At 65.0% G+C, this 25,508-nt stretch carries 20 protein-coding genes; 4 read left to right on the forward strand and 16 right to left on the reverse strand.

From position 1 onward, the window contains the following. Positions 1-73: 73 nt before the first annotated feature. Positions 74-1,135, forward strand: coding sequence for an OmpA family protein (locus tag GA645_RS10905; RefSeq protein WP_152222609.1), 1,062 nt, complete (start codon positions 74-76; stop codon positions 1,133-1,135). 69 nt (positions 1,136-1,204) lie between these two features. Here GA645_RS10905 and cobA read toward each other — a convergent pair whose 3' ends face one another. The 12 genes from cobA to acnB all read right to left on the reverse strand — a co-directional run bounded on the left by cobA (position 1,205) and on the right by acnB (position 18,135). After that, positions 1,205-1,942, reverse strand: a complete 738-nt coding sequence (cobA, locus tag GA645_RS10910) for a uroporphyrinogen-III C-methyltransferase (protein WP_152222611.1) — start codon at positions 1,940-1,942, stop codon at positions 1,205-1,207. Positions 1,943-1,978: 36 nt separating this feature from the next. Continuing rightward, the gene (locus GA645_RS10915) at positions 1,979-4,693 is read right to left on the reverse strand and encodes a nitrate reductase (RefSeq protein ID WP_152222613.1); all 2,715 of its coding nucleotides are present in this window, start codon (positions 4,691-4,693) and stop codon (positions 1,979-1,981) included. 34 nt (positions 4,694-4,727) lie between these two features. Continuing rightward, on the reverse strand, positions 4,728-5,069 hold the full coding sequence (nirD, locus tag GA645_RS10920) for a nitrite reductase small subunit NirD (protein ID WP_152222615.1): 342 nt from the start codon (positions 5,067-5,069) through the stop codon (positions 4,728-4,730). 56 nt (positions 5,070-5,125) lie between these two features. Then, on the reverse strand, positions 5,126-7,576 hold the full coding sequence (gene nirB / locus GA645_RS10925) for a nitrite reductase large subunit NirB (RefSeq protein WP_152222617.1): 2,451 nt from the start codon (positions 7,574-7,576) through the stop codon (positions 5,126-5,128). 268 nt (positions 7,577-7,844) lie between these two features. Next, positions 7,845-9,515, reverse strand: coding sequence for a bifunctional protein-serine/threonine kinase/phosphatase (locus GA645_RS10930; protein ID WP_152222619.1), 1,671 nt, complete (start codon positions 9,513-9,515; stop codon positions 7,845-7,847). Between the two features lie 77 nt (positions 9,516-9,592). Next, a complete protein-coding gene (locus GA645_RS10935; RefSeq protein WP_152222621.1) occupies positions 9,593-10,804 on the reverse strand; it encodes a NarK/NasA family nitrate transporter in 1,212 nt (403 codons plus the stop codon). A gap of 585 nt (positions 10,805-11,389) precedes the next feature. Next, the gene (locus tag GA645_RS10940; RefSeq protein WP_256676134.1) at positions 11,390-11,881 is read right to left on the reverse strand and encodes a cytochrome C; all 492 of its coding nucleotides are present in this window, start codon (positions 11,879-11,881) and stop codon (positions 11,390-11,392) included. A gap of 79 nt (positions 11,882-11,960) precedes the next feature. After that, a complete protein-coding gene (locus tag GA645_RS10945; RefSeq protein ID WP_152222623.1) occupies positions 11,961-12,389 on the reverse strand; it encodes a thioesterase family protein in 429 nt (142 codons plus the stop codon). A gap of 86 nt (positions 12,390-12,475) precedes the next feature. Continuing rightward, positions 12,476-13,165, reverse strand: coding sequence for a polysaccharide lyase family 7 protein (locus GA645_RS10950; protein WP_152222625.1), 690 nt, complete (start codon positions 13,163-13,165; stop codon positions 12,476-12,478). A gap of 205 nt (positions 13,166-13,370) precedes the next feature. After that, positions 13,371-13,949, reverse strand: coding sequence for an ANTAR domain-containing response regulator (locus GA645_RS10955; protein WP_152222627.1), 579 nt, complete (start codon positions 13,947-13,949; stop codon positions 13,371-13,373). 2 nt (positions 13,950-13,951) lie between these two features. Beyond that, positions 13,952-15,154, reverse strand: a complete 1,203-nt coding sequence (locus GA645_RS10960; protein ID WP_152222629.1) for a CmpA/NrtA family ABC transporter substrate-binding protein — start codon at positions 15,152-15,154, stop codon at positions 13,952-13,954. A 371-nt stretch (positions 15,155-15,525) separates the two neighbouring features. Next, positions 15,526-18,135, reverse strand: a complete 2,610-nt coding sequence (gene acnB / locus GA645_RS10965; protein ID WP_152222631.1) for a bifunctional aconitate hydratase 2/2-methylisocitrate dehydratase — start codon at positions 18,133-18,135, stop codon at positions 15,526-15,528. Between the two features lie 429 nt (positions 18,136-18,564). On the opposite strand from acnB, the gene GA645_RS10975 reads away from it, so the two are divergent. Further along, positions 18,565-19,041, forward strand: coding sequence for a DUF1289 domain-containing protein (locus GA645_RS10975; RefSeq protein ID WP_152222633.1), 477 nt, complete (start codon positions 18,565-18,567; stop codon positions 19,039-19,041). A 161-nt stretch (positions 19,042-19,202) separates the two neighbouring features. Here the strand turns inward: GA645_RS10975 and GA645_RS10980 are convergent, their stop codons facing one another. Beyond that, on the reverse strand, positions 19,203-20,066 hold the full coding sequence (locus GA645_RS10980) for a universal stress protein (RefSeq protein ID WP_152222635.1): 864 nt from the start codon (positions 20,064-20,066) through the stop codon (positions 19,203-19,205). A 165-nt stretch (positions 20,067-20,231) separates the two neighbouring features. On the opposite strand from GA645_RS10980, the gene GA645_RS10985 reads away from it, so the two are divergent. Next, on the forward strand, positions 20,232-20,849 hold the full coding sequence (locus tag GA645_RS10985) for a tRNA-(ms[2]io[6]A)-hydroxylase (RefSeq protein ID WP_152222637.1): 618 nt from the start codon (positions 20,232-20,234) through the stop codon (positions 20,847-20,849). A gap of 162 nt (positions 20,850-21,011) precedes the next feature. Here GA645_RS10985 and GA645_RS10990 read toward each other — a convergent pair whose 3' ends face one another. The 3 genes from GA645_RS10990 to GA645_RS11000 all read right to left on the reverse strand — a co-directional run bounded on the left by GA645_RS10990 (position 21,012) and on the right by GA645_RS11000 (position 23,700). Further along, complete coding sequence (locus tag GA645_RS10990; protein ID WP_152222639.1) at positions 21,012-22,343, reverse strand: SPFH domain-containing protein; 1,332 nt, start codon at positions 22,341-22,343, stop codon at positions 21,012-21,014. 123 nt (positions 22,344-22,466) lie between these two features. After that, entirely contained in the window at positions 22,467-23,189 is a 723-nt protein-coding gene (gene lpxH, locus GA645_RS10995; protein ID WP_152222641.1) for a UDP-2,3-diacylglucosamine diphosphatase, read from the reverse strand. A gap of 4 nt (positions 23,190-23,193) precedes the next feature. After that, positions 23,194-23,700, reverse strand: a complete 507-nt coding sequence (locus tag GA645_RS11000) for a peptidylprolyl isomerase (protein WP_152222643.1) — start codon at positions 23,698-23,700, stop codon at positions 23,194-23,196. A gap of 122 nt (positions 23,701-23,822) precedes the next feature. Here GA645_RS11000 and GA645_RS11005 point away from each other — a divergent pair, with 122 nt between their 5' ends. Beyond that, entirely contained in the window at positions 23,823-25,505 is a 1,683-nt protein-coding gene (locus GA645_RS11005; protein WP_152228038.1) for a glutamine--tRNA ligase/YqeY domain fusion protein, read from the forward strand. Positions 25,506-25,508 lie beyond the last annotated feature (3 nt).

Consider the following 25,508-nt stretch of genomic DNA (forward strand, 5'->3'; position numbering starts at 1 on the left):
GATAAACTTGCCCACCAAGTTGTAGGGCCTATGGCTTGACAACTTATTGACCACCAAGATGGGGATTTAACGGATGAAACTGAAGAACACCCTTGGCGTCGTTGTCGGCTCTGTAATCGCCGCCACCGCTGTAAACGCCTTCGCTCAAGGCCAGGGCGCGGTCGAGGTCGAGGCCTTCGGCAAGCGCTACTTCACCGACAGCACCCGCGACATGAAGAACGCGGACCTGTACGGCGGCTCGGTTGGCTACTTCCTGACCGACGACGTCGAACTGGCTCTGTCCTACGGTGAATACCACGATGTACGTGGCACCTACGAGACCGGCAACAAGAAGGTACACGGCAACCTGAGCACTCTGGACGCCATCTACCACTTCGGCACCCCGGGTGCTGGCAATCTGCGTCCGTACGTGTCGGCTGGTGTTGGCCATCAGAGCATCACCAACATCCACGACGAGAACGGCAGCCGTCAGAACCTGACCATGGCCATGATCGGTACCGGTCTGAAGTACTACTTCACCGACAACTTCTACGCCAAGGCTAGCCTCGACGGCCAGTATGGCCTGGAGAAGCGTGACAACGGTCACCAGGGCGAGTGGATGGCTGGCCTGGGCGTCGGCATGAACTTCGGCGGCGGCGCCAAGCCGGCCCCGGCTCCTGAGCCGGTTGCTGAAGTATGCTCCGACTCCGACAACGACGGCGTTTGCGACAACGTTGACAAGTGCCCGAACACCCCGGCCAACGTCACCGTTGACGCCAACGGCTGCCCGGCTGTTGCTGAAGTCGTTCGCGTTCAGCTGGACGTGAAGTTCGACTTCGACAAGTCCAAGGTTAAAGAGAACAGCTACGCTGACATCAAGAACCTGGCTGACTTCATGAAGCAGTACCCGTCCACCACCACCACCGTTGAAGGCCACACCGACTCCGTCGGCACCGACGCCTACAACCAGAAGCTGTCCGAGCGTCGTGCCAACGCCGTTCGTGACGTACTGGTCAACGAGTACGGTGTTCAAGGCGGCCGCGTGAACGCTGTTGGTTATGGCAAGACCCGTCCGGTTGCTGACAACGCAACTGCCGAAGGTCGCGCTATCAACCGTCGCGTAGAAGCTGAAGTAGAAGCCCAGTCCAAGCAGTAATCGGTCTGAGCTCCTGAGAAAAACCCGGCCTAGGCCGGGTTTTTCTTTGTCTGCGAGAAAGTTCTCGGCTCAGGCGATACGCCCCAGTTCGACCTGTTGCGTGGCGGCGACTACCTCGCCAATCACCAGGATTGCCGGGCTCTTCAGGGCAAAGCGTCGAGCGTCCTGAAGCATGTCTTTCAGGTGGCTGCGGTATTCGCGCTGGCTGGGCAGGGAGGCATTCTCGATCATCGCCACGGGTGTGCCAGCTGCCATTCCCCCCTCAAGTAGCCCGTCGCGGATCTCCGTCAGCTTCGCCACGCCCATGTACACCACCAGCGTCGTGCCGCCCTCGGCCAGTCCGCGCCAGTTCAGGGGGCTGTCGTCCTGGGTATGCGCAGTTACCAGCGTTACGCCTCGACTTACCCCGCGCAGGGTCAGTGGGATGTGACACTGAGTCGCAGCCGCCAATCCAGCGGTGATGCCGTTCACCAATTCACACTCGATACCTCGTGCGCCGAGCCAGTCGGTTTCCTCGCCGCCACGCCCGAAGATGCACGGATCTCCGCCTTTAAGGCGCGCCACGCGCCGGCCCTGGCGGGCATAGCGCAGCATCAGGCGGTGGATGAACTCCTGCGGCGTGGAGCGGCAGCCGCCGCGTTTGCCGACGGAAATCACCCGTGCGGACGGGCAGTGCTCCAACACTGCCGGGCTCACCAGATCATCGATCAGCACGATCTCGGCCTGCGCCAGGGCGCGCACCGCCTTCAGGGTCAGCAGCTCCGGGTCGCCGGGGCCGGCGCCGATCAGCCAGACTTTTCCACTCATGTCGTTCTCCTCAGGCTGCCGTCATCGCGGCTTGATTCAGGCGGTGGCCGCCAGCGGCTTGCGGGCCAGCAGGCGCTTGATTTCCGGTACGCAGGAGCCGCAGGCGGTCCCGCACTTGAGTTCGCACTTGAGGCCTTCCAGGTCCAGGCCCTTGTCGATGCCGGCCTGGATGCGGCTCTGGCTGACGTTCAGGCAGTTGCACAAGGTCTTGTCGGCCGCCGCGCCGACCTTGCCGGGAGCGGCGCTGAGTGGAGCGAGCAGCCAGCGGCGCAGCTCCTGGTCGGCGCGTCCGTCCTTCCACAGTTCGCGCAGCCAGGCGCGGGCGGCGGTTTCCCCGGCCAGACGCAGCGAGACGATTCGCGATTGTTCGATGCGCACGCGCTTGCCGACGGTACGGCGAGGGTCGTCATAGGCCATGACCGGACCGTCGCCGAGGTCGAGCAGGGCATCGATGCGCGCCAGCCACTCAGCACTGGGCGCTTCAATGTTCGCGGCGCGGATCACCAGCGCCGGGCGTTCGCGGCCGGTGGGGCTGAAACTGGCGTAGCGCAGGTCTTCGAACAGCGGGCGCAGGGCATCGAAACGCTTCTGCACCTCACCTTCCACCAGGGCGAAGAACTGCCAGGGCAGCTCGATGCGGCTGACTTCCACCGTGGCATGTTTCAGCTCGGGTTGGCGGGACAGCGGGTCCAACGCCGGCAGGGTGAGCACGTTGATACCCAGACCCTTGAGGAAGCGATCGCCCCAGTGCATCGGCAGGAAGGCCTGACCGGGGCGCAGGCGGTCGTCGGCTTGCACCGGCAGCACCAGTTCACCACGCCGGCTGTGCAGGCGCACGAGTTGGCCGTCGCTGATGCGCCGACGACGTAGCTCGTCCGGGTGGAGACTGAGCACCGCTTCTTCCACGTGGCCGAACAGTTGCGGTGCCGTGCCGGTGCGGGTCATGCCATGCCATTGGTCACGCAGGCGGCCTGTGTTGAGGATCAACGGGTAGCGCGCGTCACGCTTCTCCTTCGGTGCGCGGTAGGGCTCGGCGATGAGCCTGGCGCGACCATTGGCGGTGGGGAACTGCCCGTCGCCGTACAGGCGCTCGGTGCCCTGCTGCGCGCCGGGGCGGAAGGGCCATTGCTGCGGGCCGCGCGCGTCCAGCAGGGCGTAGTCGATGCCGGAGAGATCGAGGTCACGTTCACGAGTCAGTAGCTTGTATTCGTCGAATAGTGCGGACGGCGAGTCGAAGTCGAACAGGCTGGATTCGCCGGGGCGCAGGCGTTGCTCCAGGCGGCGGGCAAAATCGCAGGCGATGCTCCAGTCCGCCCGCGCTTCGCCGATGGCGGGAGTTGCGGGGCGGACATGGCTGATGCGGCGTTCGGAGTTGGTGACCGTGCCTTCCTTTTCGCCCCAGCTGGCGGCCGGCAGCAGCAGGTCGGCGTACTGGCAGGTCTCGCTGGTGGTGAAGGCTTCCTGGACGATGACGAAGGGGCAAGCGGCCAGGGCTTCGCGCGCGCGGGTCTGGTCCGGCAGCGATTGCGCGGGGTTGGTGCAGGCGATCCACAGGGCCTTGATGCGCCCGTCGCGGACCGCGTCGAACAATTCGATGGCGCTCAGGCCGGGGTGCTCCGGCAGTTGTTCGACACCCCAGTAAGCGGCGACCTCCGCACGGTGCTCGGCATTGCCGGCCTCGCGGTGGCCGGGCAGCAGGTTGGACAGGCTGCCGGTCTCGCGGCCGCCCATGGCGTTGGGTTGGCCGGTGAGCGAGAAGGGACCGGCTCCGGAGCGGCCGATCTGCCCAGTGGCCAGGTGCAGGTTGATCAGCGCGCTGTTCTTCGCGCTGCCGGAGGTGGACTGGTTCAGGCCCATGCACCACAGCGACAGGAAGGAGGGCGCCTGGCCGATCCACTGGGCGGCACGTTGCAGGTCATCGACGGCGATGCCGCAGATTTCCGCCACGGCCAGCGGGCCGTAGTCGCGTACCAGCGCTTTCAGCTCATCCAGGCCTTCGGTATGGGCGTCAATGAAGGCGCGATCGATCCAGCCTTCCCAGAGCAGGATGTGCAGGATGCCGTGGAACAGCGCGACGTCGGTGCCGGGCAGGATCGCCAGGTGCAGATCGGCCGCCTCAGTGGTGTCGGTGACGCGCGGGTCGATGACGATCAGCTTCATCTCCGGACGCCGTGCGCGGGCTTCTTCCAGGCGGCGGAACAGCACCGGGTGGGCGTAGGCCATGTTGCTGCCGGCGATCATCACGCAGTCGGCCAGCTCGATGTCCTCGTAGCTGCAGGGCGGGGAGTCGGCGCCCAGGCTGCGCTTGTAGCCGACGACCGCCGAGGACATGCACAGGCGCGAGTTGCTGTCGATGTTGTTGGTGCCGACCAGCGCGCGGGCCAGCTTGTTGAAGGCGTAGTAGTCCTCGGTCAGCAACTGGCCGGAAACATAGAAGGCCACGCTGTCCGGACCGTGCTCGCGGAGGGTTTCGGCGAAGACGCCGGCAGCATGCTCCAGCGCGGTATCCCAGTCGGTGCGGGCGCGCGACAGGCCCTTGCCCAGACGCAGCTCCGGGAACTGCGCGCGGGCGTCCGCGTCGCCGGTGAGGTGCAGGGTCGAGCCCTTGCTGCACAGGCGGCCGAAGTTGGCCGGATGCTGCGGGTCGCCCTGTACGTCCAGGATGCGCTCGTCGTCGTGCTCGATCAGTACGCCGCAGCCCACGCCGCAGTAGCAGCAGGTGGATGCGGTGGTGCGACGGTTCGGGTTCATGGCGCAGCCTCGCTCTGAATCAAACACTGGGGGATCAGGCGCAGTCGGCCCGATCCATTACGGTGAGACCGCGCAAGGCCAGCAGCACGCGGCCATCCTCGACCTTCACCTCGTGGCGATGGGTACAGCCCTGGTCGGGAGCCACGGCTTCACCGCTCTCCAATTCGATCTGCCAGTTGTGCAGCGGGCAGGCCACGCGCTTGCCATAGATCAGGCCCTGGGACAGCGGGCCGCCCTTGTGCGGACAGCGGTCGTCGAGGGCGAAGACCTCGTCGCCGCTGGTACGGAATATCGCGATGTCGCCCTTGGGGCCGGCGATGACGCGCGAGCCCAGCGGGTTGATGTCGTCCAGGGCGCAGATGTCGAACCAGTTCATGGAATGTCTCCAGCAATCGGGTAGGAAGGGCCCCGAGGGCGGGGCCCGGCGGGCACTCAGGCGGGCTCCAGCTGCTTGAGGGGAATCCGTTCGAATTCCTTCTTCAGCGGCTGCTGGGCGATACGCTCCTGCCATGGGTCCTGTTCCAGTGACAGGGAGAATTGCAGCCGCGCATTGAGCGCCTGGCGGTTCTCCGCGTCTTCCAGCACGGCCTTTCTGATGCGCTCCATGCCGACCCGTTGCAGGTAGTGCACGGTGCGCTCCAGATAGAAGGCTTCCTCGCGGTAGAGCTGCAGGAAGGCGCCGCTGTACTCGCGGACTTCGTCGGAGGTCTTGAGCTTGACGAAGAACTCCGCCACCTCCGTCTTGATCCCGCCGTTACCGCCGATGTACAGCTCCCAGCCCGAATCCACGCCGATGATGCCGATGTCCTTGATGCCGGCCTCGGCACAGTTGCGCGGGCAGCCGGAGACCGCCAGCTTGACCTTGTGCGGCGACCACATGTTGAACAGGTCGTGCTCAAGATCGATGCCCAGCTGGGTCGAGTTCTGCGTGCCGAAGCGGCAGAACTCGCTGCCCACGCAGGTCTTCACGGTGCGGATGGACTTGCCGTAGGCGTGGCCGGAGGGCATGTCCAGTTCCTTCCAGATCGCCGGCAGGTCATCTTTCTTGATACCCAGCAGGTCGATGCGCTGGCCGCCGGTGACCTTGACCATGGGTATCTGGTACTTGTCGGCGACGTCGGCGATGCGGCGCAATTCGGCGGCGTTGGTCACGCCACCCCACATGCGCGGGACCACCGAGTAGGTGCCGTCCTTCTGGATGTTGGCGTGGGCACGTTCGTTGATCAGGCGCGACTGCGGATCGTCCTTGGCCTCGCCCGGCCAGGTGGAGATCAGGTAGTAGTTCAGCGCCGGGCGGCAGGTGGCGCAGCCGTCCGGGGTGCGCCAGTCCATGAAGCGCATGGCGCTGCCCAGGGTGATCAGGTGATGCTCGCGGATCGCCTTGCGCACCTGGCCGTGGTTGAGGTCGCTGCAGCCGCAGATGGCCTTCTCGCTCTTGGGTTTCACGTCCGCCGCACCGCCCACGGTGCTGATCAGGATCTGCTCCACCAGGCCTGCGCAGGAACCGCATGAACTGGCGGCCTTGGTGTGCTTCTTCACTTCGTCGACGCTGAACAGGCCGTTCTCCTGGATCGCCTTGACGATGGTGCCCTTGCATACGCCGTTGCAGCCGCAGACCTCGGCGCTGTCGGGCATGTTCGCCGCGCTGTTCTGGCCCTGGTGGCCGACGTCGCCAATGCTGCTCTCGCCGAACATCAGGTGGTCGCGGATCTCGCCGACGTTGTGGTTCTCGCGGATCTGCCGGAAGTACCAGCCACCGTCGGCGGTGTCGCCATAGAGGCAGGCGCCGACCAGCACGTCATCCTTGATCACCAGCTTCTTGTAAACACCGCCGATGGGGTCGGAGAGTGTGATGGTCTCGGTGCCTTCGCCGCCCATGAATTCGCCGGCGGAGAACAGGTCGATGCCGGTGACCTTGAGCTTGGTGGAGGTCACCGAGCCCTGGTAGCGTGCGAAGCCGAGCATGGCCAGGTGGTTGGCGCAGACCTTGGCCTGTTCGAACAGCGGCGCCACCAGGCCGTAGGCGATGCCACGGTGGCTGGCGCATTCGCCCAGGGCGTAGATGCGCGGGTCATAGGTCTGCAGGGTGTCGTTGACCAGGATGCCGCGGTTACAGGGCAGGCCGGTCTTTTCCGCCAGTTCGGTGTTGGGGCGGATGCCGGCGGCCATCACCACGAGGTCGGCGGCGATTACTTCGCCGTCCTTGAAGCGTATGGCGCAGACGCGGCCGCTGCCGTCGTCGATCAGCTCTTCGGTCTGGGTGTTCAGGCGGAAGTGAATGCCGCGCGATTCCAGCGCACCCTGCAGCAGCTTGCCGGCGGTGCGGTCCAGCTGGCGTTCCAGCAGCCAGTCGGAGAGGTGCACCACGGTGACGTCCATGCCGCGCTGCTTGAGACCGTTGGCCGCTTCCAGGCCGAGCAGGCCGCCGCCGATAACCACCGCATGGCTGTGGGTGCCGGCGGTGTCGATCATGGTCTGGGTGTCGGCGATGTCGCGGTAGCCGATCACGCCCTGCAGGCGGCTGCCCGGCACCGGCAGGATAAAGGGGTTGGAGCCGGTGGCGATCAGCAGGCGGTCGTACCCGGCCTCGGTGCCGTCTTCGGCGTAGACCTTGCGGCGGTGGCGGTCGATGCGGCTGACCTTGCGGTTGAGCAACAGGCGGATGCCGTTCTGGCTGTACCAGTTGAGGTCGTTGAGGACGATGTCCTCGAAGGCCTGCTCGCCGGCCAGTACGGGGGAGAGCAGGATGCGGTTGTAGTTGGGGTGGGGTTCTGCGCCGAATACGGTGATGTCGTAGAGGTCAGGGGCGATCTTCAGCAGTTCTTCCAGGGTCCGCACACCGGCCATGCCGTTGCCGATCAGTACGAGCTTGAGCTTTTTCATGTCAGGGCTCCGTCACGCAATCGCGGAAAACAAAAAAGGCGTCCCGCCGGTTACCCAGCGAGGACGCCTTTGTCCAAGTCCCGATCGGTCGGGAAGTGCGAGCCTCTTCGTTGAGGGACGCGCCTTTGTAGATTGCTGCGAAGGTTATTGCAGGGGCTGTGCCAACTTGTTTGGGGCCCCGATTCTCAGGCATTACGACTGAATTGCCGGGGAGTCGGAGCCGTTTGCTGCACTGCGGTGATGCGTTTTGAACCGATTCGGTGCGCCTTCAGCCGCGATGCAGCATCCAGAGAATCAGCCCAAGGTTGATTGCCAGGGATGCCAGGGCAACCCCACGCCAGACCCTGAGCGGTTCGCGTTCCAGCAGCGGACGCGGACGCGTCGGCGTCTGGCGTTCACCGTGTTCCAGGGCGAGCAGGCATTCCTCGGCGGTTTCGAAGCGCTGTTGTGGCTGGGCGGCGATCAGCCGGGAAAGCCAGTCGTCCAGCCAGGCCGGCACGTCCGGGCGATAGCGGCTGGCCGGCGCGGGCGTGCCGAAGCGTGGGTGCTGGAAGGCTTCGATCTCGCCGTAGGGATAATGGCCGCAGAGCAGCCGGTACAGCGTGACGCCGGCCGCATAGAGGTCCTGGCGGGCGTCCGGCGATGCGCCCTGGAAGGACTCGGGTGCGAGGTAGCTCGGAGTGCCGGGCAGGTCGTGCGGGTCCTCCTTCGACAAGCCGGGGCAATAGGCCAGGCCGAAGTCCAGCAGACGCAGCTCGCCGTCGTCGGCCCAGTGCAGGTTCTCCGGCTTGATGTCGCGATGCAGGATGTTGCGCCGGTGCAGTTGCCCCAATCCGCGCAGCAGGCGCTGGGCGAGGTCGAGCCAGTCGGGCAGGGCGAGCGGGCCATTGAGCCTGAGGTGTTCGTCCAGCGTCTGCCCCCGATACTCGCGCATCACATAGTAGAGGTGCTGGCGTTGCGGCAGGCTGTGCAGCTCCGGGAAGTAGCGGCCCTGCACGCGGCGCAGGAACCATTCCTCCAGCAGCAGCGCCTGGGCGGCTTCCGCGGAATCGCGCAGCGCTGGTGGCAGGGTCTTGAGCAGCCAGGGGCGATTCTGCCGATCACGTACGCGGTAGATCAGCGACTGGCGGGACTGGGCCAGCTTGCCGTCGATCTGCCAGCCCTCGAATTCCTGTTCGTCCCGCAGGGCGGGCGCTACGGGCCAATGATCGAGTTGAGCAAGAGCGTCGCCCAGGCCGGCCGGCGGCAAATCTTCCACACGCAGGATCAGGGCGCTGGCGTTGTCCTGGCTGCCGGCCAGGTGGGCGGCATTGACCAGGGCATCGGCACAGGCCTGTAGCGAAGGCGCATCTTCCAGCAGGCGCAGGACTCCCGCGTCGCCCAGCGTGGCCCAGACCCCGTCGCTGACCAGCAGGAAACAGTGGCCGCTCTCCAGCTCGCCATCGCGATAGTCCACCACCAGGTGTTGGTCGAGGCCCAGCGCGCGCTTGAGCACGTGCTGCATGCCCGGCTGTTCCCAGACATGGTCCTGGGTCAGGCAATCCAGTTGCCCGGCGCTCCAGCGGTACAGGCGACAGTCGCCGACATGGGCGAGGGTGAAGCGCCGGCCCCGCAAGACCAGCGCGGTAAGGGTGGTGAGTAGCGGTTGCCCGCCGCCGTTGGCCTGCAGCCAGCGGTTCTGCGAGATCAGCAGGCGGTCGAGGGCCTGGGCGACGGCCCAGGTCTCGGGGGTGGCGTAGTAGTCGACGGCCAGCGCCTGCAGGGTCAGGCGCGCGGCCAGGCCACCGTCGGCGCAATGGCTGACGCCGTCGGCGATGGCGAACAGGTGCCCCTTGCTGGCGGCCAGCCCTGCGGGCGGGGTGACCACCCGCAGGGCATCCTGGTTCTCGTCGCGCGGGCCGATGGCGCTGGCCTGGGCGAAGCTCAGGGTGAGGCTCATGGTTTCCCCCTGTAGGAGCGGGCCATGCCCGTGATTCGCGCGCATGGCGCGCTCCTACAAAGGTGACATGCCATGGCTTACACCCGCGCCGCGGTGACGGCCGCACTGCCCCAGGTGGTGCGCCAGCGCGCCTTTACCGCGTGCAGGCCGAACCAGGCCAGCACGCCGAGGCTGGCGAACAGCCACAGGCCGATCTGATAATCCCCGGTAGCCTGCTTGATCGCGCCCAGGCCCGCCGTCAGGCAGAAGCCGCCGATTCCGCCGGCCATCCCGATCAGCCCGGTCATCACGCCGATGGTCTGGCGGAATCGCTGCGGCACCAGTTGGAACACCGCGCCATTGCCCGCACCGAGGCTGAGCATGGCGACCACGAAGAGGCTCAGCGCCGTCAACGCGCTGGGCAGGTGGAAGCCCACGGCGGCGATGCAGATGGAGGCGACGGTGTACATCACCAGCAAGCTGCGGATGCCGCCGATGCGGTCAGCCAGGGCGCCGCCCAGCGGGCGCATCAGGCTACCGGCGAAGACGCAGGCGGCGGTGTAGTAGCCGGCTTTCACCGGGTCCAGGCCGTACTGGTCGTGGAAGTAGCCGGGCAGCGTGCTGGCCAGGCCGAGGAAGCCGCCGAAGGTCACGCTGTAGAAGAACATGAACCACCAGCTGTCGCGGTCGCCCAGGGCCTTCAGGTAGTCGCCCACGGCCTTGGGAGCCGGGCGCTCCGGAGCATTGCGAGCGAGCAGGGCGAACACTGCCAGAGTCGCCAGCAGCGGGATCAGCGCGAAGCCGAAGACGTTCTGCCAGCCGAAGGCGGCGGCGATGGCGGGGGCGAACAGCGCGGTGAGCACGGTGCCGGAGTTGCCAGCGCCGGCGATGCCCATGGCCTTGCCCTGGTGCTGCGGCGGATACCACTGCGAAGCCAGCGGCAACGCTACGGCGAAGGAGGCGCCGGCCATGCCCAGCAGCACGCCGAGGATCATCGCCTGCTCCAGGCTGTGGATACCCAGCCGCCAGGCGCCGAACAGCGCGCAGATGACGATCACCTGGCCGAGGATGCCGGCGGCCTTGGGCGACCAGCGATCGGCCAGCAGGCCCATCAGAAAGCGCAGGATGGCGCCGGATAGGATGGGTGTTGCCACCATCAGCGCGCGCTGCTGGGTGGTCAGTTGCAGGTCGGTGGCGATCTGTACCGCCAGCGGGCCGAGGACGTACCAGACCATGAAGCTCAGGTCGAAATACAGGAAGGCGGCAAACAGGGTCGGCGCGTGGCCGGCTTTCCAGAAACTCGTGTTCATCGAACACCTCATCAGCAACGGTAGAGGAGCCCGGTCGTGTGCCACGTGGCAGCCGCCGGGTTCGAGAAGGTCGTGGGGTCTGATGACGTTTTGACGCAAGCCGCGTTGCCGCGACAAATCACGCCAGGCTAGGCGCGGGATGCAGGAAATGGTCATTCCCTTTTCAAGTCCCGCAACGACGCATGGCGTGATTTGCCGCGCAACCCGAAGGGGCGGGCCGCATTTTGCGCAGTGCTGCGTTACTCGCCGTTCATTTGGAATGACCAAATCACTCTCCTCGCACCTTGCCCTGCGCAAAATGCGGCGCCGTCGCGGTCGCGGCAAAACGTCATCAGACCCTTCTGCCCCTGCGCCGGGGCAAACGAAAAAAGGCGTCGCTCCACCCACCGCGTGTGCGGGTGTGGATGCGACGCCTTTGTCGAAGTCGGGTAACCGCCGTTGATTACCATCACCCTGGCTAGAGCAAGGTGTGGGCCAAGAGTTAAAAGTCTTTATTTAACAAAGTGTTAGATAGGGCGGTGAGGGCTTCGGTGTGCCACAACGGGGCGCTCGCGCTCAGGGCGTGCTCCCCGTTGGGGCGGTGGTTCAGGGGGGAGGCGGGGCGGGGAATACGACTGCCGGACCCTTGGGTGCGCTGCCCGGCGGCAGATAGGCGGGGGCGGCCTGTCCGGCCGGCCCCAACTGGCGGACATAGCGATAGATCCCGCGCAGGTCGTCTTCGCTCATTACTCGCAGCACATGGGACGGCATGGGCGGACGGAAATTCGCCTGCCGTGCGTTGGCCAGCCACTGCTCTTCGCTGTAGGCCTGCATGTACAGGCGCAGGTTGGCGGGGTAGGTGGTGCCCCAGGGGCCGCTCCAGCCCAGCTGGTCACCCGTGAGCCAGGCGCTTTCCGGGACTTTCTCGGGGGCCATGGCGTAGCCGGGGGTGTGGCAGTCGTTGCAGCCGGCGATCTGCACCAGATAGCGGCCGCGTTGCAGGGAGTCGGTGTCCGCCGCCGGGCTCGGCGTGGACAGGGTGAGGATAGGCAGGCACAGACAACCGGACAGCGCGCCCACCCGAAGGAAGGACGGCATTGGAGGTTCTCCTCTGAGGTCGATTTGGTTTACGGCTCCAGAGGTATAGCGCGTTGCCAGTATCCGTGCCCGGCGTGGTTCAGGCGATCCAGTTCACATTGGGGAATGCGTCACGAAACGCCTCGGGAATGGGCGTGACCTTGCCGACCTGGTAGTCGAAGAACACGAATCCGGACTTGGCCATGGCCACCAGGGTGCCGTCCGCTGGACGGGTGATGCGGAAGATGATGTCGCCGCCGTACTTGTTGAAGTCCATGACGCCGACTTCGAACAGTAACTGGTCGCGGGCATGGGCCTCGGCGCGGTAGGTGGTGGCGAGGTCAGTGACGATGATGCCGGTCTCGCGGATGCCGTAGTCGAACAGGAAGCGCGCGCGGGCCTCGGAAATCATCGAGATCATCGAGTCGTTGCCCAGGTGGTTGGCGCCGTTGATGTCGGTGACGCGCACGGTCAGCTTGGTTTCGTAGAGGAAGAGTTCTTCGGGGAATTCCAGTTTCAGGCGGGCCATGGGGCGCTCTCGGATCATAGGGAGTGCGCCATTGTACGGAGCCCGCCGCCGGTTTCGCAGCGCCATTGGCGGGCGGAATGGGGACGTCAGTGCGTCAGGTTGACGTGGTAGAAGGTCACGCGGCCGCCTTCGTCGGTGGTGCCCTTGTTGTCGCTGATGTAGGCGCCGGCCTTGAAGTAGAGCAGCTGCTTGCTCCAGGTCGAGCTCAGGGCCTGACCGTAGTACTGCTTCTCGCCATCGGAGGTTTCGGCGCGCAGGCCCAGTTGGCCCGTGGAGGTCACGCGCAGGCTGTAGGTGACGCGCTCGTTCAGGCGCACATCCTTGAGCAACGGGATGTTCTTGCTGACCGTGTCGGTCGGGTGGTTGCGCACCAGCGCCTCGATGCTGCCGGTCTGGGTGTCGGGGTGATAGTAGTACTGCAGCTTCACCAGCGGCTCGCCGTCGCCGCTGGTGGGCGATTTGCTGTGGATCTGGCCGATGATGATCTTGTTCTGCGAGGGCACGCGGCCGACGCTCACGGTGGCCCGCAGCTCGTTGTCGCCGCCGGTGTAGTACCAGTTGTAGATGCTGCCGTCGCGCTTGGTCTCGCGCAGCTCGGTACGCGGGTAGGTGCTGTCTTCGGTGTGGGAGCCGTTGACCGGCACCCAGAACACGATAGTGTCGCCATCGCGCTTGAAGTAGCTGCTCTGGTAGCCGTTCAGCAGTTGCTGGGTGGTGATTTCGGTGGGGCGGGGGGCGCTGGGGATGGTCAGGTTCCAAGTGGAAAGGTCGATCATGCTGTCTCGCTCACGAAGGGTTCGGATGCGACCGACAGGTACCTAGCCGGCGGGTCGCACTGCGGACTTCCATGGTCAGGCAATGGAAGCGAGGGCGCCGCGCGTTTCGCGCGGCGCGGGGAGGATACGCAGTGCCCGCGCGGGCGGGGGCCAGCAGCCAGGCTGGCGTTCTGACCGCGGGATGCCGCCGCTGGCAGATGGCCTGTCAGTGTCCGAGCATTTCGTGCATTGCAATGATCTGTTCGGCTACCTGCACCAGCTTCTGCTGACGCCCCATGGCCTGGCGGCGCATCAGGGTATAGGCCTCTTCCTCGGCGCAGTCCTTCATTTTCATCAGCAGCCCCTTGGCCAGTTCGATGCGCTTGCGCTCGGCAAGCTGCTGGTCGCGGGCCTGGAGCTGCGCGCGCAGCGCCTGGTCGCTCTCGAAGCGGGCCATGGCGACGTCGAGGATCGGCTGCAGGCGTTGCGCCTGGATGCCTTCGACGATGTAGGCGCTGACCCCGGAACGGATGGCCTGGCGCATCACCTGCGGATCGTGCTCGTCGGTGAACATGACGATCGGACGCGGCTGGTCGCGGGTGACCAGCACCACCTGTTCCAGCACATCGCGGCCGGGGGATTCAGTGTCGATGAGGATCACGTCCGGGCGCAGGGCTTCCACGCGTTGCGCCAGGTCCACGGTGAGACCGGATTCGTCGACCACGTCGAAGCCCGACTCCACCAGTGCCGCCTTGAGGCGCCCGACCTTCTTCGGGGTGTCGTTGATCAGCAGGACGCGGAGCATGCTTAACCTCGCTCCATCAGGGCGTTCAATTCGAAGCGGCGGGCATAGCCGGCCGGGTCGCTGCCGTCCCAGAGGCGACCGTCGATCAGGGTCGAGGCGCGCATCTCGGCGTCCGGCACGCTGACGCCCACAGCACTGGCAGCTTCGCGGTACAGGTCGAGTTGCTGGACTTGGCGGGCGATGCCGAGGTAGTCGACGTCCTCGCGAAGCAGGCCCCAGCGGCGGAACTGGGTCATGAACCACATGCCGTCGGACAACCAGGGGAAATTGGCCTGGCCGCCGTCGAAGAAGTGCAGCGGGTGGGCATCCTGCCAGGCGTGGCCGAGGCCGTCCTGGTAACGGCCGAGCAGGCGCGGCTCGATGCTGGAGAGCGGGGCGTCGACGTAGTCCTGACCGCTGACCAGTTGCGCCGCGCTGCGCAGGTTGTCCTCGCTGGCCTCGATGAAGCGGCTGGCGTCGAGAATGCTCATCACCAGGGCGCGGGCGGCATTGGGGTATTGCTCGACAAAGGCGCGGGTGGCGCCCAGGACCTTTTCCGGGTGGTCCGGCCAGATCTGCTGGCTGGTGGCCAGGGTGAAGCCCATGCCTTCGTCCACCGCCAGCGCGCCCCATGGGCCGCCGGCGCAGAAGCCGTCGATCCGCCCCGCCTTCAGGTGCTCCACCATCTGCGCCGGAGGCACCACCAGCGAGCGCACGTCGCGCAGCGGATGGATGCCGTGGGCGGCCAGCCAGTAGTACAGCCACAGTGCGTGGGTGCCGGTGGGGAAGGTGTGCGCCAGGGTCAGCGGCGCACCGTTCTGGCGCACGTGGTGCTGGAGTGCTTCAGCGCAGGTCACACCGTCGCGCATCAGCGGCGCGGAAAGGTTGATCGACTGGCCGTTCTGGCACAGCCCCATGAGCACGGCCATCTCGGTGGCGGGTGTGCCGCCAAGACCGAGCTGCATGCCATAGATCAGGCCGTAGAGGCCCTGTGCCGCGTCCAGTTCGCCGCTGAGCAGACGGTCGCGCAGGCCGGCCCAGGAACTCTGCCGCTGCAGATTGAGGGTCAGGCCATAGGGTTGGGCGAAGCCCTGCGTGGCAGCGACCACCAGGGATGCGGAGTCGGTGAGGGCCATGAAGCCCAGGTTCAGCGCGGTCTTCTCCGGCGCGTCGGAGCCGGCGACCCAGGCCAGGCTGTCGGGGCGGCCGCGTGTGCTGTCGATCATTTCCACCTCTGAAGGCAAAGGGCGCCGCCTCTCCGGCCGTCGATGGGCGAAGGGGGCGACGTCATCGTCTTTCAGGGCCCGCCGTTGGGCTGCCTGTTTCTGGGCGTACAGCAAGGGGTGTGCCAGGCGCGGTGGAAAAAACAAGCCCCGCCACAAGGGCGGGGCTCAGAGGAAGGGAGCCACCTCTGGAGGGTTCCATCAAGGGCACCTGAGCACCGGAATGGGCAGGGCCTGCTGACACCTTAGACGCGCGGGTCGCAGCCGCAACGGTCAATAAGTATTAGGCCCATCGCGAGGGCGGGCGCCTCCATAACGAGCGCTGCAAAAGAAAAGCCCCGCACGGGGCGGGGCTTTTCATCACGCTAGGAGTCTCAGACCTGAACGGCCGGGATCTTCGCGTTGGCAGCAGCTTCGCGGAACTCGGCGATCTGGTCGAAGCTCAGGTAGCGGTAGATATCGGCAGACATGCTGTCGATGTCCTTCGCGTAGGCCATGTACTCCTCGACGGTCGGCAGTTTGCCGATGATCGAAGCGACAGCGGCCAGCTCGGCGGATGCCAGGAACACGTCGGTGGCGTCGCCCAGACGGTTCGGGAAGTTCCGGGTCGAAGTGGAGACCACGGTCGAACCGGTCTGTACGCGAGCCTGGTTACCCATGCACAGCGAGCAGCCCGGCATTTCCATGCGCGCGCCAGCCTTGCCGTAGATGCCGTAGTAGCCTTCTTCGGTCAGTTGGTGGGCGTCCATCTTGGTCGGCGGAGCCAGCCACAGACGGGTCGGAATGCCACCCTTGACCTTGTCCAGCAGTTTGCCGGCAGCGCGGAAGTGACCGATGTTGGTCATGCAGGAGCCGATGAAGACTTCATCGATCTTGCGGCCTTCGACGCTGGACAGCAGACGGGCGTCGTCCGGGTCGTTCGGAGCGCAGAGTACCGGCTCCTTGACGTCGGCCAGGTCGATCTCGATGACCGCGGCGTACTCGGCGTCCTTGTCGGCTTCCAGCAGTTGCGGGTTGGCCAGCCAGGCTTCCATCGCTTGCGCGCGGCGCTCCAGGGTGCGGGCGTCGCCGTAGCCTTCGCCGATCATCCAGCGCAGCAGGGTGATGTTGGACTTCAGGTACTCGGCGATGGCGTCTTCCGGCAGCTTGATGGTGCAACCGGCAGCCGAACGCTCGGCGGAGGCGTCGGACAGCTCGAAGGCTTGTTCGACGGTCAGGTCGTTCAGACCTTCGATCTCGAGAATGCGGCCGGAGAAGATGTTCTTCTTGCCTTTCTTCTCGACGGTCAGCAGGCCAGCCTGGATCGCGTAGTAGGGGATCGCATGGACCAGGTCACGCAGGGTGATGCCCGGTTGCAGCTTGCCCTTGAAGCGCACCAGAACCGACTCGGGCATGTCCAGCGGCATGACGCCGGTGGCAGCGGCGAAGGCGACCAGGCCGGAACCGGCCGGGAAGCTGATGCCGATCGGGAAGCGGGTGTGCGAGTCGCCGCCGGTGCCGACGGTGTCAGGCAGCAGCATGCGGTTCAGCCAGCTGTGGATGATGCCGTCGCCCGGACGCAGGGAAACACCGCCGCGGGTCATCATGAAGTCCGGCAGGGTGTGGTGGGTCTTGACGTCGATCGGCTTCGGATAAGCAGCGGTGTGGCAGAAGGACTGCATCACCAGGTCGGCGGAGAAGCCCAGGCAAGCCAGGTCTTTCAGCTCGTCGCGGGTCATCGGGCCGGTGGTGTCCTGGGAACCGACGGTGGTCATCTTCGGTTCGCAGTAGGTGCCCGGACGTACGCCCTGGCCTTCGGCCAGACCGCAGGCGCGGCCAACCATCTTCTGGGCGAGAGTGAAGCCCTTGCCGCTGTCGGTCGGTGCTTCCGGCTTCTTGAACAGGTCGGACGCAGCCAGACCCAGCTCGGCGCGGGCCTTCTCGGTCAGGCCACGGCCAACGATCAGCGGGATACGGCCGCCGGCGCGGACTTCGTCCAGCAGAACCGGGGTCTTCAGCTCGAAGGTGGTGACCACTTCGCCGCTGTCATTACGCACGACCTTGCCTTCGTACGGGTATACGTCGATGACGTCGCCCATGGCCAGGTTGGTGCAGTCGAATTCGATCGGCAGGGCACCGGCGTCTTCCATGGTGTTGTAGAAGATCGGGGCGATCTTGGTGCCGAAGCAGAAGCCGCCAGCGCGCTTGTTCGGAACGTAGGGAATGTCGTCGCCGAAGAACCACAGCACCGAGTTGGTGGCGGACTTACGGGACGAACCGGTGCCGACCACGTCACCGACGTAGGCGACCGGGAAGCCTTTGGCTTTGACGGCTTCGATCTGCTTCAGCGGACCGACGGAGCCCGCCTGGATCGGCTCGATGCCGTCGCGGGCCATTTTCAGCATGGCCAGGGCGTGCAGCGGGATGTCAGGGCGCGACCAGGCGTCCGGAGCGGGGGACAGGTCGTCGGTGTTGGTTTCGCCGGGGACCTTGAACACGGTCAGGGTCAGCTTCTCGGCGACGGCCGGACGGGCCTTGAACCACTCGCCTTCGGCCCAGGACTGCAGCACGGCCTTGGCGGCGGCGTTGCCTTTCTTGGCGCGCTCGGCGACGTCGTGGAAGGCGTCGAACATCAGCAGGGTGTGCTTCAGTTGCTCGGCGGCGACTTCGGCCAGCTCGGCGCTGTCCAGCAGCTCGACCATGGTGGCGATGTTGTAGCCACCCTGCATGGTGCCCAGCAGCTCAATGGCGCGGGTCTTGGTCAGCAGCGGGGAGGTGGCTTCGCCCTTGGCGACGGCGGAAAGGAAACCGGCCTTGACGTAGGCGGCTTCGTCGACGCCCGGCGGCACGCGATTGGTGATCAGATCGAGGAGGAATTCTTCTTCGCCGGCCGGCGGGTTCTTCAGGAGTTCGACCAGACCAGCGGTCTGCTCGGCGTTCAGCGGCTGGGGCACGACGCCCTGGGCGGCACGCTCTTCTACGTGTTTGCGGTAGGCTTCAAGCACAGTATTTCCCTCATCAGTGGTCCCGGAGGACGCGTATCCAGGAGACCCTTCCGATCCATTCGTCAGGCATGGTGGACGGTAATCCACTGACCTACGACGGCACCGGCGATCTCCGGGCAGAAGCTGTTTTCAAAGTTTTACGCCGGGGAGGCCTGAAACTGATGGGGCTGGACGCTTGAGGGGAGCGCCCAGACCGCGCGGCTGCCGGAATCTGTGCTTCGTGACGCTTTGAAAACAGCTTCTTTCGGACAATGACGCCAAAAAGGCGAAGGGATTCTAATGGAAAAAAACGGTGTTGGTAAGCCGATTTGCTACCCCCGCAAGGGTGATATCGCCTAGACAATGGTCGTGTTCGACGGCTCGGCAATGCGGTTTGCGATGAAGCCGCTCGGACACTAATATGCCGCTTTGCCCGCTATTCGATCCGTCATGTCCTCTCAGCGCATCAAAACCCCCTGCGTCGGCCTCTGCTCGACGGTCTATGGCGACCTGGTCTGCCGTGGCTGCAAGCGTTTCCACCATGAAGTGGTGAACTGGAACGGCTACGGTGACGAGGAAAAGCGCTCCGTGCTGAGCCGCCTGGAGGCTCTGCTCGCCCAGGTAATGATGGCCAAGCTGGAGGTCTTCGATGCGCAGCGCCTGCGTGCGCAACTGGAGCAACGGCAGATCCGCTTCGTCCCCGACCAGTCGCCATATTGCTGGGCCTACCAGCTGATCGCCCGTGGTTCGCGGATGATCAACCAGGTGGAGGCCTATGGCCTGGCGCTGCTGCCGGAATTCCGCGACTGGCCGCTGCCGGACCTGCGCGATGCCATCGACAAGGAGTTCTTTATCCTCTCCGAGGCGCACTACGAGCGCTATATCGCCCCGCGCTTCCTGGCCGAAGGCATGGAGTCGCGGGTCTGACCCGGCCTGCATGAAAAAGCCGCCCGATGGGCGGCTTTTTTTGTGGGGGCTTTGTAGGAGCGAGCTTGCTCGCGAACCGCCCAGCACCTCAATTGCCGGAAAATGGTTCGCGAGCAAGCTCGCTCCTACACGTCGTCACTGCGACCACTGGCGGAGTACCGTCAGGGCTGTGCGGCCAGCTCTTCCAGGTGGGCGATGATGTCGTCCGGCTTGAGCACCAGGACGTCGCTTTCCAGCGCATCCAGCACCACCTCGGCGGTATTGCCGATCAGGGCGCCGGAGAAGCCGGTACGCGCCACGCTGCCGATCACCGTGACGGCAGCCGTCAGGTTGTGCGCGGTGCGCGGGATGAGTATGTCGGCCGGGCCTTCCTCGATGTGCAGGTGGTCGTTGTCGACGCCGTACTCAGCCTGGAACGCCCGGCAAGCCTCACGGTACTTGGCCTCGATGGTTTCGCTGAGCTGGAAGGTCGGGTCGGCGGCCGACAGCATCGGCGAGGGGTGGGCGCTGATCACATGCAGCTCGCCATGGGCCAGCCCGGCAATGTCATAGGCATGGCTGACGATCCCGGCATGCAGGGTGCGGTGCTCGCTGTCGCTATTGCCCACGTCCACCGCTGCAAGGATGTTGCGCCCGGCCCAGGGCTGGTTGGTTTTTACCAGCAGCACGGGGGAAGGGCAGTGGCGCAGCAGCTTCCAGTCGTCCGGGGTCAACAGCGCCTTCTTCAGCGGGTTGTCGGGGCTGTGCTGCTTGATCACCAGGCCGCAGCCTTCGGCTTGCTGCTCGGCGATGATGGTGTGCTGCAGGCTGTCCTTCCAGGATTGCCTGCTGGAGGCGCTGAAGCCTTCCTCGCGCAGTCCCTGGGTGATCTCCTCGAGCGCCGCCGTGCAGTCGCCGCGCTTCTCGCAGGCCAGCAGGTGCAGGTGGGACTGGGTGACGCTGGCGATCAGCCGCGCCCGTTTCAGGGCGAGACCGTCCGGCTGGTCAGGGTCCACGACTACGAGGATGCTACGGATGGCTTGCATGATCGTCTCCCTTCGTGCGCGTTGTTTATGTGGAACAACTGTAGTCGGGATATCACCGTCATGACGTTGAGGCATATCAAGGGCGGACGCTGGTTCCGCGCGGCGGCATTCGTATAATGCCCCGCATTTATGACACCGGCCAGCCGGTGGGACGCTTCGTTGGAGTTGAGCATGTTGTCTGAAATCAGGGAATTCCTCGGTTGTGCCACGCCGGATGCGTGGGTGGAAGCCGCGCTGCGGGATCAGGCGGTGATGCTGATCGACCACAAGAACAACGAGTTCAAGGCCGCCAGCACGGCCCTGGCCCTGATCGCCAAGTACAGCGCTCACGAAGAACTGGTGAACTTCATGTCGCGCCTGGCCCGCGAGGAGCTGCGCCACCACGAGCAGGTGCTGGCGATCCTGAAGAAGCGTGGCATCCCACTGCGGCCGATCTCCGCCAGCCGTTATGCGTCGGGCCTGCGCGCCGTGGTACGCAACCACGAGCCGCGCAAGCTGGTGGATACGCTGATCGTCGGCGCCTTCATCGAGTGCCGCAGCTGCGAGCGCTTTGCCGCGCTGGTGGATCATCTGGATGCCGATCTCGCCAAGTTCTACGGCTCGCTGCTGAAATCCGAGGCGCGGCACTTCCAGGGTTACCTGAGCCTGGCCCGCCGTTATGGCGACGATGCCGATATCGATCAGCGCGTGACGGAGATCCGCGAAGTTGAGGCTGGCCTGATCCTGTCGCCGGACAGCGAGTTCCGCTTCCACAGTGGCGTGCCGGTCGAGTTAGCGGCCTGACTCACCGACTGGAATGAAAGGAGCGCCCTGATGGGCGCTTTTTTCTTTGCTGCTTTTTGTAGGAGCGAGCTTGCTTGCTCGCGAACCAATCCAGAGCCGGAGCTGCCGGGAAATCCGTTCGCGAGCAAGCTCGCTCCTACAGGTTTGGATTCCGATTCAGGCTTAGTCCTTCACCTTCAGGTCCAGCGCGAGGTCTCGCGCAGCCTTGGTCGCCAGTACGCCCATCAGTTGGCCGATCTCGTCCTGGCGACTGCTGGCGCCGGCCGAGCCGCCGGCCATCATCACGTTGGGCACCGGTGCCTGGGCGGCGGCCTCGGCCCATACCTTGTTGATGGCGATCAGTGCATCCAGCTTGGGCTGCAGCGCGCCGTCCGCCTTGATCACCGCTTCACGGGCGTAGGCGTCGGCGTCGGCGGTGATCTTGGTGGCCTGGGCGGTGACGGCGGCCTTGTCGCGCAGCAGCTCGGCTGTTTGTTTCTCGATCTCGGCGCGCTGCTTTTCGCGCTCGGCGTTGATCACCGCCAGTTGCTTGTCGGTTTCCGCCTGGGTGGTGCGCTCGATCTGGTCACGGAGGGTTTCCTGACGCTTGGCTTCCACTTCCTTCTCGCCGCGGGCGGTGACCAGCAGCTTTTCTTCCTCTTCCTTCAGGCGGTTCTGCCGGGCCACGGCCAGCTCGGCCAGCGCCTGCTGCACCTTGACCATGCGCTGCTTGTACTGCGGGTTGGGGTCGACGTTGGTAATGCGCGCTTCCACCACTTCCACGCCGAACTTGCGGAACTGCTGCTGCTTGCGTACCGGGATGCCCTTGGCGTCGGTGACCTTCTCGGTGACGAACTGGCTGGCGTTGTTATCGCCGTAGCTGCCCTGTTCGGTGCCGGCCTGCAGGATGGCCGTCTGGTGCGGCAGGGCGCCTCGCGGGCCGCGGACTTCTTTGCGCTTGATCAGGTACAGGCCGTCGTTGAGCTGGTTTTCGAACTCGGCGGCGAACTCGCTGCGGGCGCCGGCGTAGTAGTCGTCGGCGGTCATCAGCGAGGCGGTGGCCTGCAGGGTTTCCTTGATCGCCGGGACCAGCGCTGTGCGGATGAAGTTGTCCGGGTTGCGGTATTCCTGGGCCATTTTCAGGAACTGGTCGCCGCCGGGCAGGCGGAAGCGCGCGGAGGACTCGACCTTCGCGTCGACGTTGCCGAGGAAGACGATGGGGAAGGCTTCGATGGTGGCGCCGAGGGCGTCGTTGTCCGGGTTGTTGTCGTTCTCGTCCATGACCAGCACGGACTGCACGCTGATGGCTTTCTTCCAGGTGGTGGCGCGGCCGAACCACTTGGTGGCATAGCCCACGTCATCGACGATCTTCTCTTCGCCGAAGATGGTGCGCACGTGGGTCATGTAGCCGGCTTCGTTATAGAAGAAGACCCCGTTGAAGAGGATGAAGCCAGCGGCGACCAGCGCCACGGGAGCGGCGCCGAACTTGATGAGATTTTCCTTGGAGATCAGCATGTTTCTTCCTTGAGTGAACGAGGCGGTGATGCTGCGCAAGTGCGCGCCTGCCGGTCAAGGAGAAACGTCCGAGAGTGCGGGAAGGTTGGCTCTTAATGGCCACTACGTCAGTGGCCGGAAGCTTCAGAGCGGGAAGGGCGCCTGCCGCAGGCCCTGGTCGTCGGCCTCCAGTGCCCAGCCCTGGCGATCCCAGTCGCCAAGGACGATGCGACGCGCCGGACGGCCATCGATGTCCAGTTCATGCACGGCGGGGCGATGGGTGTGGCCGTGGATCAGGATGCGCACGCCCTTGTCGCGCATGATGCGCTCGACTTCCGACGGGGTGACGTCGACGATCTCGCTGGCCTTCATCTGTGTCTGCGTTCGGCTTTCCTTGCGCAGCTTGCGCGCCAGCTTGTGGCGGGTGGTCAGGGGCAGGTTGCGCAGGATGAACAGCGAGAGTGGGTTGCGCAGCCAGCGGCGCAGCTTCATGTAGGCCGCATCGAGGGTGCACAGGCTGTCGCCATGCATCAGCAGGACTTTCTCACTGCCCAGGTCGATCAGGCTCGGGTCGCGCAGCAGGGTGCAGCCGGCTTCCCGGCAGAATGCCTTGCCGATCAGGAAGTCTCGATTGCCGTGCATCAGGTAGATGCGCGTGCCGCTGTCGGACAGTTCGCGCAGGGCGCGGGCGATGGAGTGCTGGAACTCGTCCATGCCGTCGTCGCCGATCCAGGCTTCGAAGAAGTCGCCGAGGATGTACAGCACCTTGGCCGTGCGGGCGCGGGTGGCGAGGAAATGCAAGAACGCCCGGGTGATGTCCGGGCGTTCCGCTTCGAGATGCAGGTCCGAGATGAACAGGACGCTCATCGAATCACTCGCCGAGGATTTCGGCTTTCTCGATGATCACGTCGTCGGCCGGAACGTCCTGGTGGCCGGAGCGCATGGTAGTGGCCACGCCCTTTATCTTGTTGACCACGTCCATGCCGTCCTTCACTTCACCGAACACGCAGTAGCCCCAGCCTTGTACGGTCGGCGCGCTGTGGTTGAGGAAGTCGTTGTCGGCGACGTTGATGAAGAACTGCGCGCTGGCCGAATGCGGCTCCATGGTACGGGCCATGGCGACGGTGCCGATCTTGTTGCCGACGCCGTTGTTGGCTTCGTTCTTGATCGACTTGCGGGTGGACTTCTGCTTCATGCCTGGCTCGAAACCGCCGCCCTGGATCATGAAGTTGTTGATCACACGGTGGAAAACGGTGTTGTCGTAATGGCCGGCCTTAACGTACTCCTTGAAGTTGGCCACGGTTTCCGGCGCCTTGTCGTCGAAGAGTTCAAGGGTGATATCGCCGAAGTTGGTCTGCAGTTTGACGGTGGTAGGCATCAGAGGGATTCCGCTCGTTGGAAAAATCGAAGGCCTGTCAGGGGGTTGACAGCTTCGGCTATGATAAGCGCTTTGGTTTGGCTGGCCTACCCTGGCCGAACATCAGCATGATCAAGGACACCATGAGCAAGCCTACCGCCGATACGAAAGAAGCCACTGTTGCCGCCAACTTCCTGCGCCCGATCGTTGCGGCCGATCTGGAAAGTGGCAAGCACCAGAAAGTCGTCACCCGCTTCCCGCCGGAGCCCAACGGCTACCTGCACATCGGCCATGCCAAGTCCATCTGTCTGAACTTCGGCCTGGCCAAGGAGTTCGGCGGCGACTGCCACCTGCGCTTCGACGACACCAACCCGGCGAAGGAAGACCAGGAATACATCGACGCCATCGAGGCCGATGTGAAATGGCTGGGCTTCGACTGGGTCGGCCCGGTGCGCTATGCGTCCAATTATTTCGACCAACTGCACGCCTGGGCGGTGGAGCTGATCAAGGCCGGCAAGGCCTTCGTCTGCGACCTCAACGCCGAGGAAATGCGCGAATACCGCGGTTCCCTGACCGAGCCGGGCAAGAACAGCCCGTTCCGCGACCGTTCGGTTGAAGAGAACCTGGACCTGTTCGCCCGCATGAAAGCCGGCGAGTTCCCGGATGGCGCCCGTTCGCTGCGTGCCAAGATCGACATGGCCTCGCCGAACATCAACCTGCGCGACCCGATCCTCTACCGCATCCGCCACGCCTATCACCACCAGACCGGCGACAAGTGGTGCATCTACCCCAGCTACGACTTCACCCACGGCCAGTCGGACGCCATCGAGGGCATCACCCACTCCATCTGCACCCTGGAGTTCGAGGATCACCGCCCGCTGTACGAGTGGTTCCTGGCCAACCTGCCGGTCCCGGCCCAGCCGCGTCAGTACGAATTCGCGCGCCTGAACCTGAACTACACCATTACCAGCAAGCGCAAGCTCAAGCAGCTGGTGGACGAGAAGCACGTCGACGGCTGGGACGACCCGCGCATGTCGACCCTGTCGGGCTACCGCCGCCGCGGTTACACCCCGGCGTCGATCCGCACCTTCTGCGACATGATCGGCGTGAACCGTGCTGGCGGCGTAGTGGACATCGGCATGCTGGAATTCGCCATTCGTGACGACCTGGACGCCAACGCCAGCCGCGCCATGTGCGTGCTCAAGCCGCTGAAGGTAGTGATCACCAACTACCCGGAAGGCCAGACTGAGGTCCTCGAACTGCCGTGCCACCCGAAGCAGGACATGGGCATGCGCGTGCTGCCGTTCAGCCGCGAGATCTACATCGACGCCAGCGACTTCGAGGAGGTCCCGCCGGCCGGCTACAAGCGCCTGATTCCGGGTGGCGAAGTGCGCCTGCGCGGCAGCTACGTGATCCGTGCCGACGAAGCGATCAAGGATGTCGACGGCAACATCGTCGAACTGCGCTGCAGCTACGACGAGAACACCCTGGGCAAGAACCCCGAGGGCCGCAAGGTCAAGGGCGTGATCCACTGGGTGCCGGCCGCCGAGAGCGTGGAGTGCGAAGTGCGCCTGTACGATCGCCTGTTCCGCTCCGCCAACCCGGAGAAGTCGGAAGAAGGCGGCAGCTTCCTCGACAACATCAACCCGGATTCGCTGGTGGTGCTCAAGGGCTGCCGTGCCGAACCGTCGCTGGCCAAGGCCACGGCAGTCGATCGCTTCCAGTTCGAGCGCGAGGGCTATTTCTGCGCCGACTCCAAGGATTCCAAGTTCGGTGCCCTGGTGTTCAACCGTACCGTGACCCTGCGCGATTCCTGGGGGCAGTAAGGC

The sequence above is a fragment of the Pseudomonas sp. SCB32 genome, assembly GCF_009189165.1.
Classification (GTDB): domain Bacteria; phylum Pseudomonadota; class Gammaproteobacteria; order Pseudomonadales; family Pseudomonadaceae; genus Pseudomonas.

Coding starts and splice junctions, on each gene's coding strand:
- GA645_RS10905 (WP_152222609.1), top strand. CDS start 74: ATGAAACTGAAGAACACCCTTGGCGTCGTTGTCGGCTCTGTAATCGCC.
- cobA (WP_152222611.1), bottom strand. CDS start 1,942: ATGAGTGGAAAAGTCTGGCTGATCGGCGCCGGCCCCGGCGACCCGGAG.
- GA645_RS10915 (WP_152222613.1), bottom strand. CDS start 4,693: ATGAACCCGAACCGTCGCACCACCGCATCCACCTGCTGCTACTGCGGC.
- nirD (WP_152222615.1), bottom strand. CDS start 5,069: ATGAACTGGTTCGACATCTGCGCCCTGGACGACATCAACCCGCTGGGC.
- nirB (WP_152222617.1), bottom strand. CDS start 7,576: ATGAAAAAGCTCAAGCTCGTACTGATCGGCAACGGCATGGCCGGTGTG.
- GA645_RS10930 (WP_152222619.1), bottom strand. CDS start 9,515: ATGAGCCTCACCCTGAGCTTCGCCCAGGCCAGCGCCATCGGCCCGCGC.
- GA645_RS10935 (WP_152222621.1), bottom strand. CDS start 10,804: ATGAACACGAGTTTCTGGAAAGCCGGCCACGCGCCGACCCTGTTTGCC.
- GA645_RS10940 (WP_256676134.1), bottom strand. CDS start 11,881: ATGCCGTCCTTCCTTCGGGTGGGCGCGCTGTCCGGTTGTCTGTGCCTG.
- GA645_RS10945 (WP_152222623.1), bottom strand. CDS start 12,389: ATGGCCCGCCTGAAACTGGAATTCCCCGAAGAACTCTTCCTCTACGAA.
- GA645_RS10950 (WP_152222625.1), bottom strand. CDS start 13,165: ATGATCGACCTTTCCACTTGGAACCTGACCATCCCCAGCGCCCCCCGC.
- GA645_RS10955 (WP_152222627.1), bottom strand. CDS start 13,949: ATGCTCCGCGTCCTGCTGATCAACGACACCCCGAAGAAGGTCGGGCGC.
- GA645_RS10960 (WP_152222629.1), bottom strand. CDS start 15,154: ATGATCGACAGCACACGCGGCCGCCCCGACAGCCTGGCCTGGGTCGCC.
- GA645_RS10975 (WP_152222633.1), top strand. CDS start 18,565: ATGTCCTCTCAGCGCATCAAAACCCCCTGCGTCGGCCTCTGCTCGACG.
- GA645_RS10980 (WP_152222635.1), bottom strand. CDS start 20,066: ATGCAAGCCATCCGTAGCATCCTCGTAGTCGTGGACCCTGACCAGCCG.
- GA645_RS10990 (WP_152222639.1), bottom strand. CDS start 22,343: ATGCTGATCTCCAAGGAAAATCTCATCAAGTTCGGCGCCGCTCCCGTG.
- lpxH (WP_152222641.1), bottom strand. CDS start 23,189: ATGAGCGTCCTGTTCATCTCGGACCTGCATCTCGAAGCGGAACGCCCG.
- GA645_RS11000 (WP_152222643.1), bottom strand. CDS start 23,700: ATGCCTACCACCGTCAAACTGCAGACCAACTTCGGCGATATCACCCTT.
- GA645_RS11005 (WP_152228038.1), top strand. CDS start 23,823: ATGAGCAAGCCTACCGCCGATACGAAAGAAGCCACTGTTGCCGCCAAC.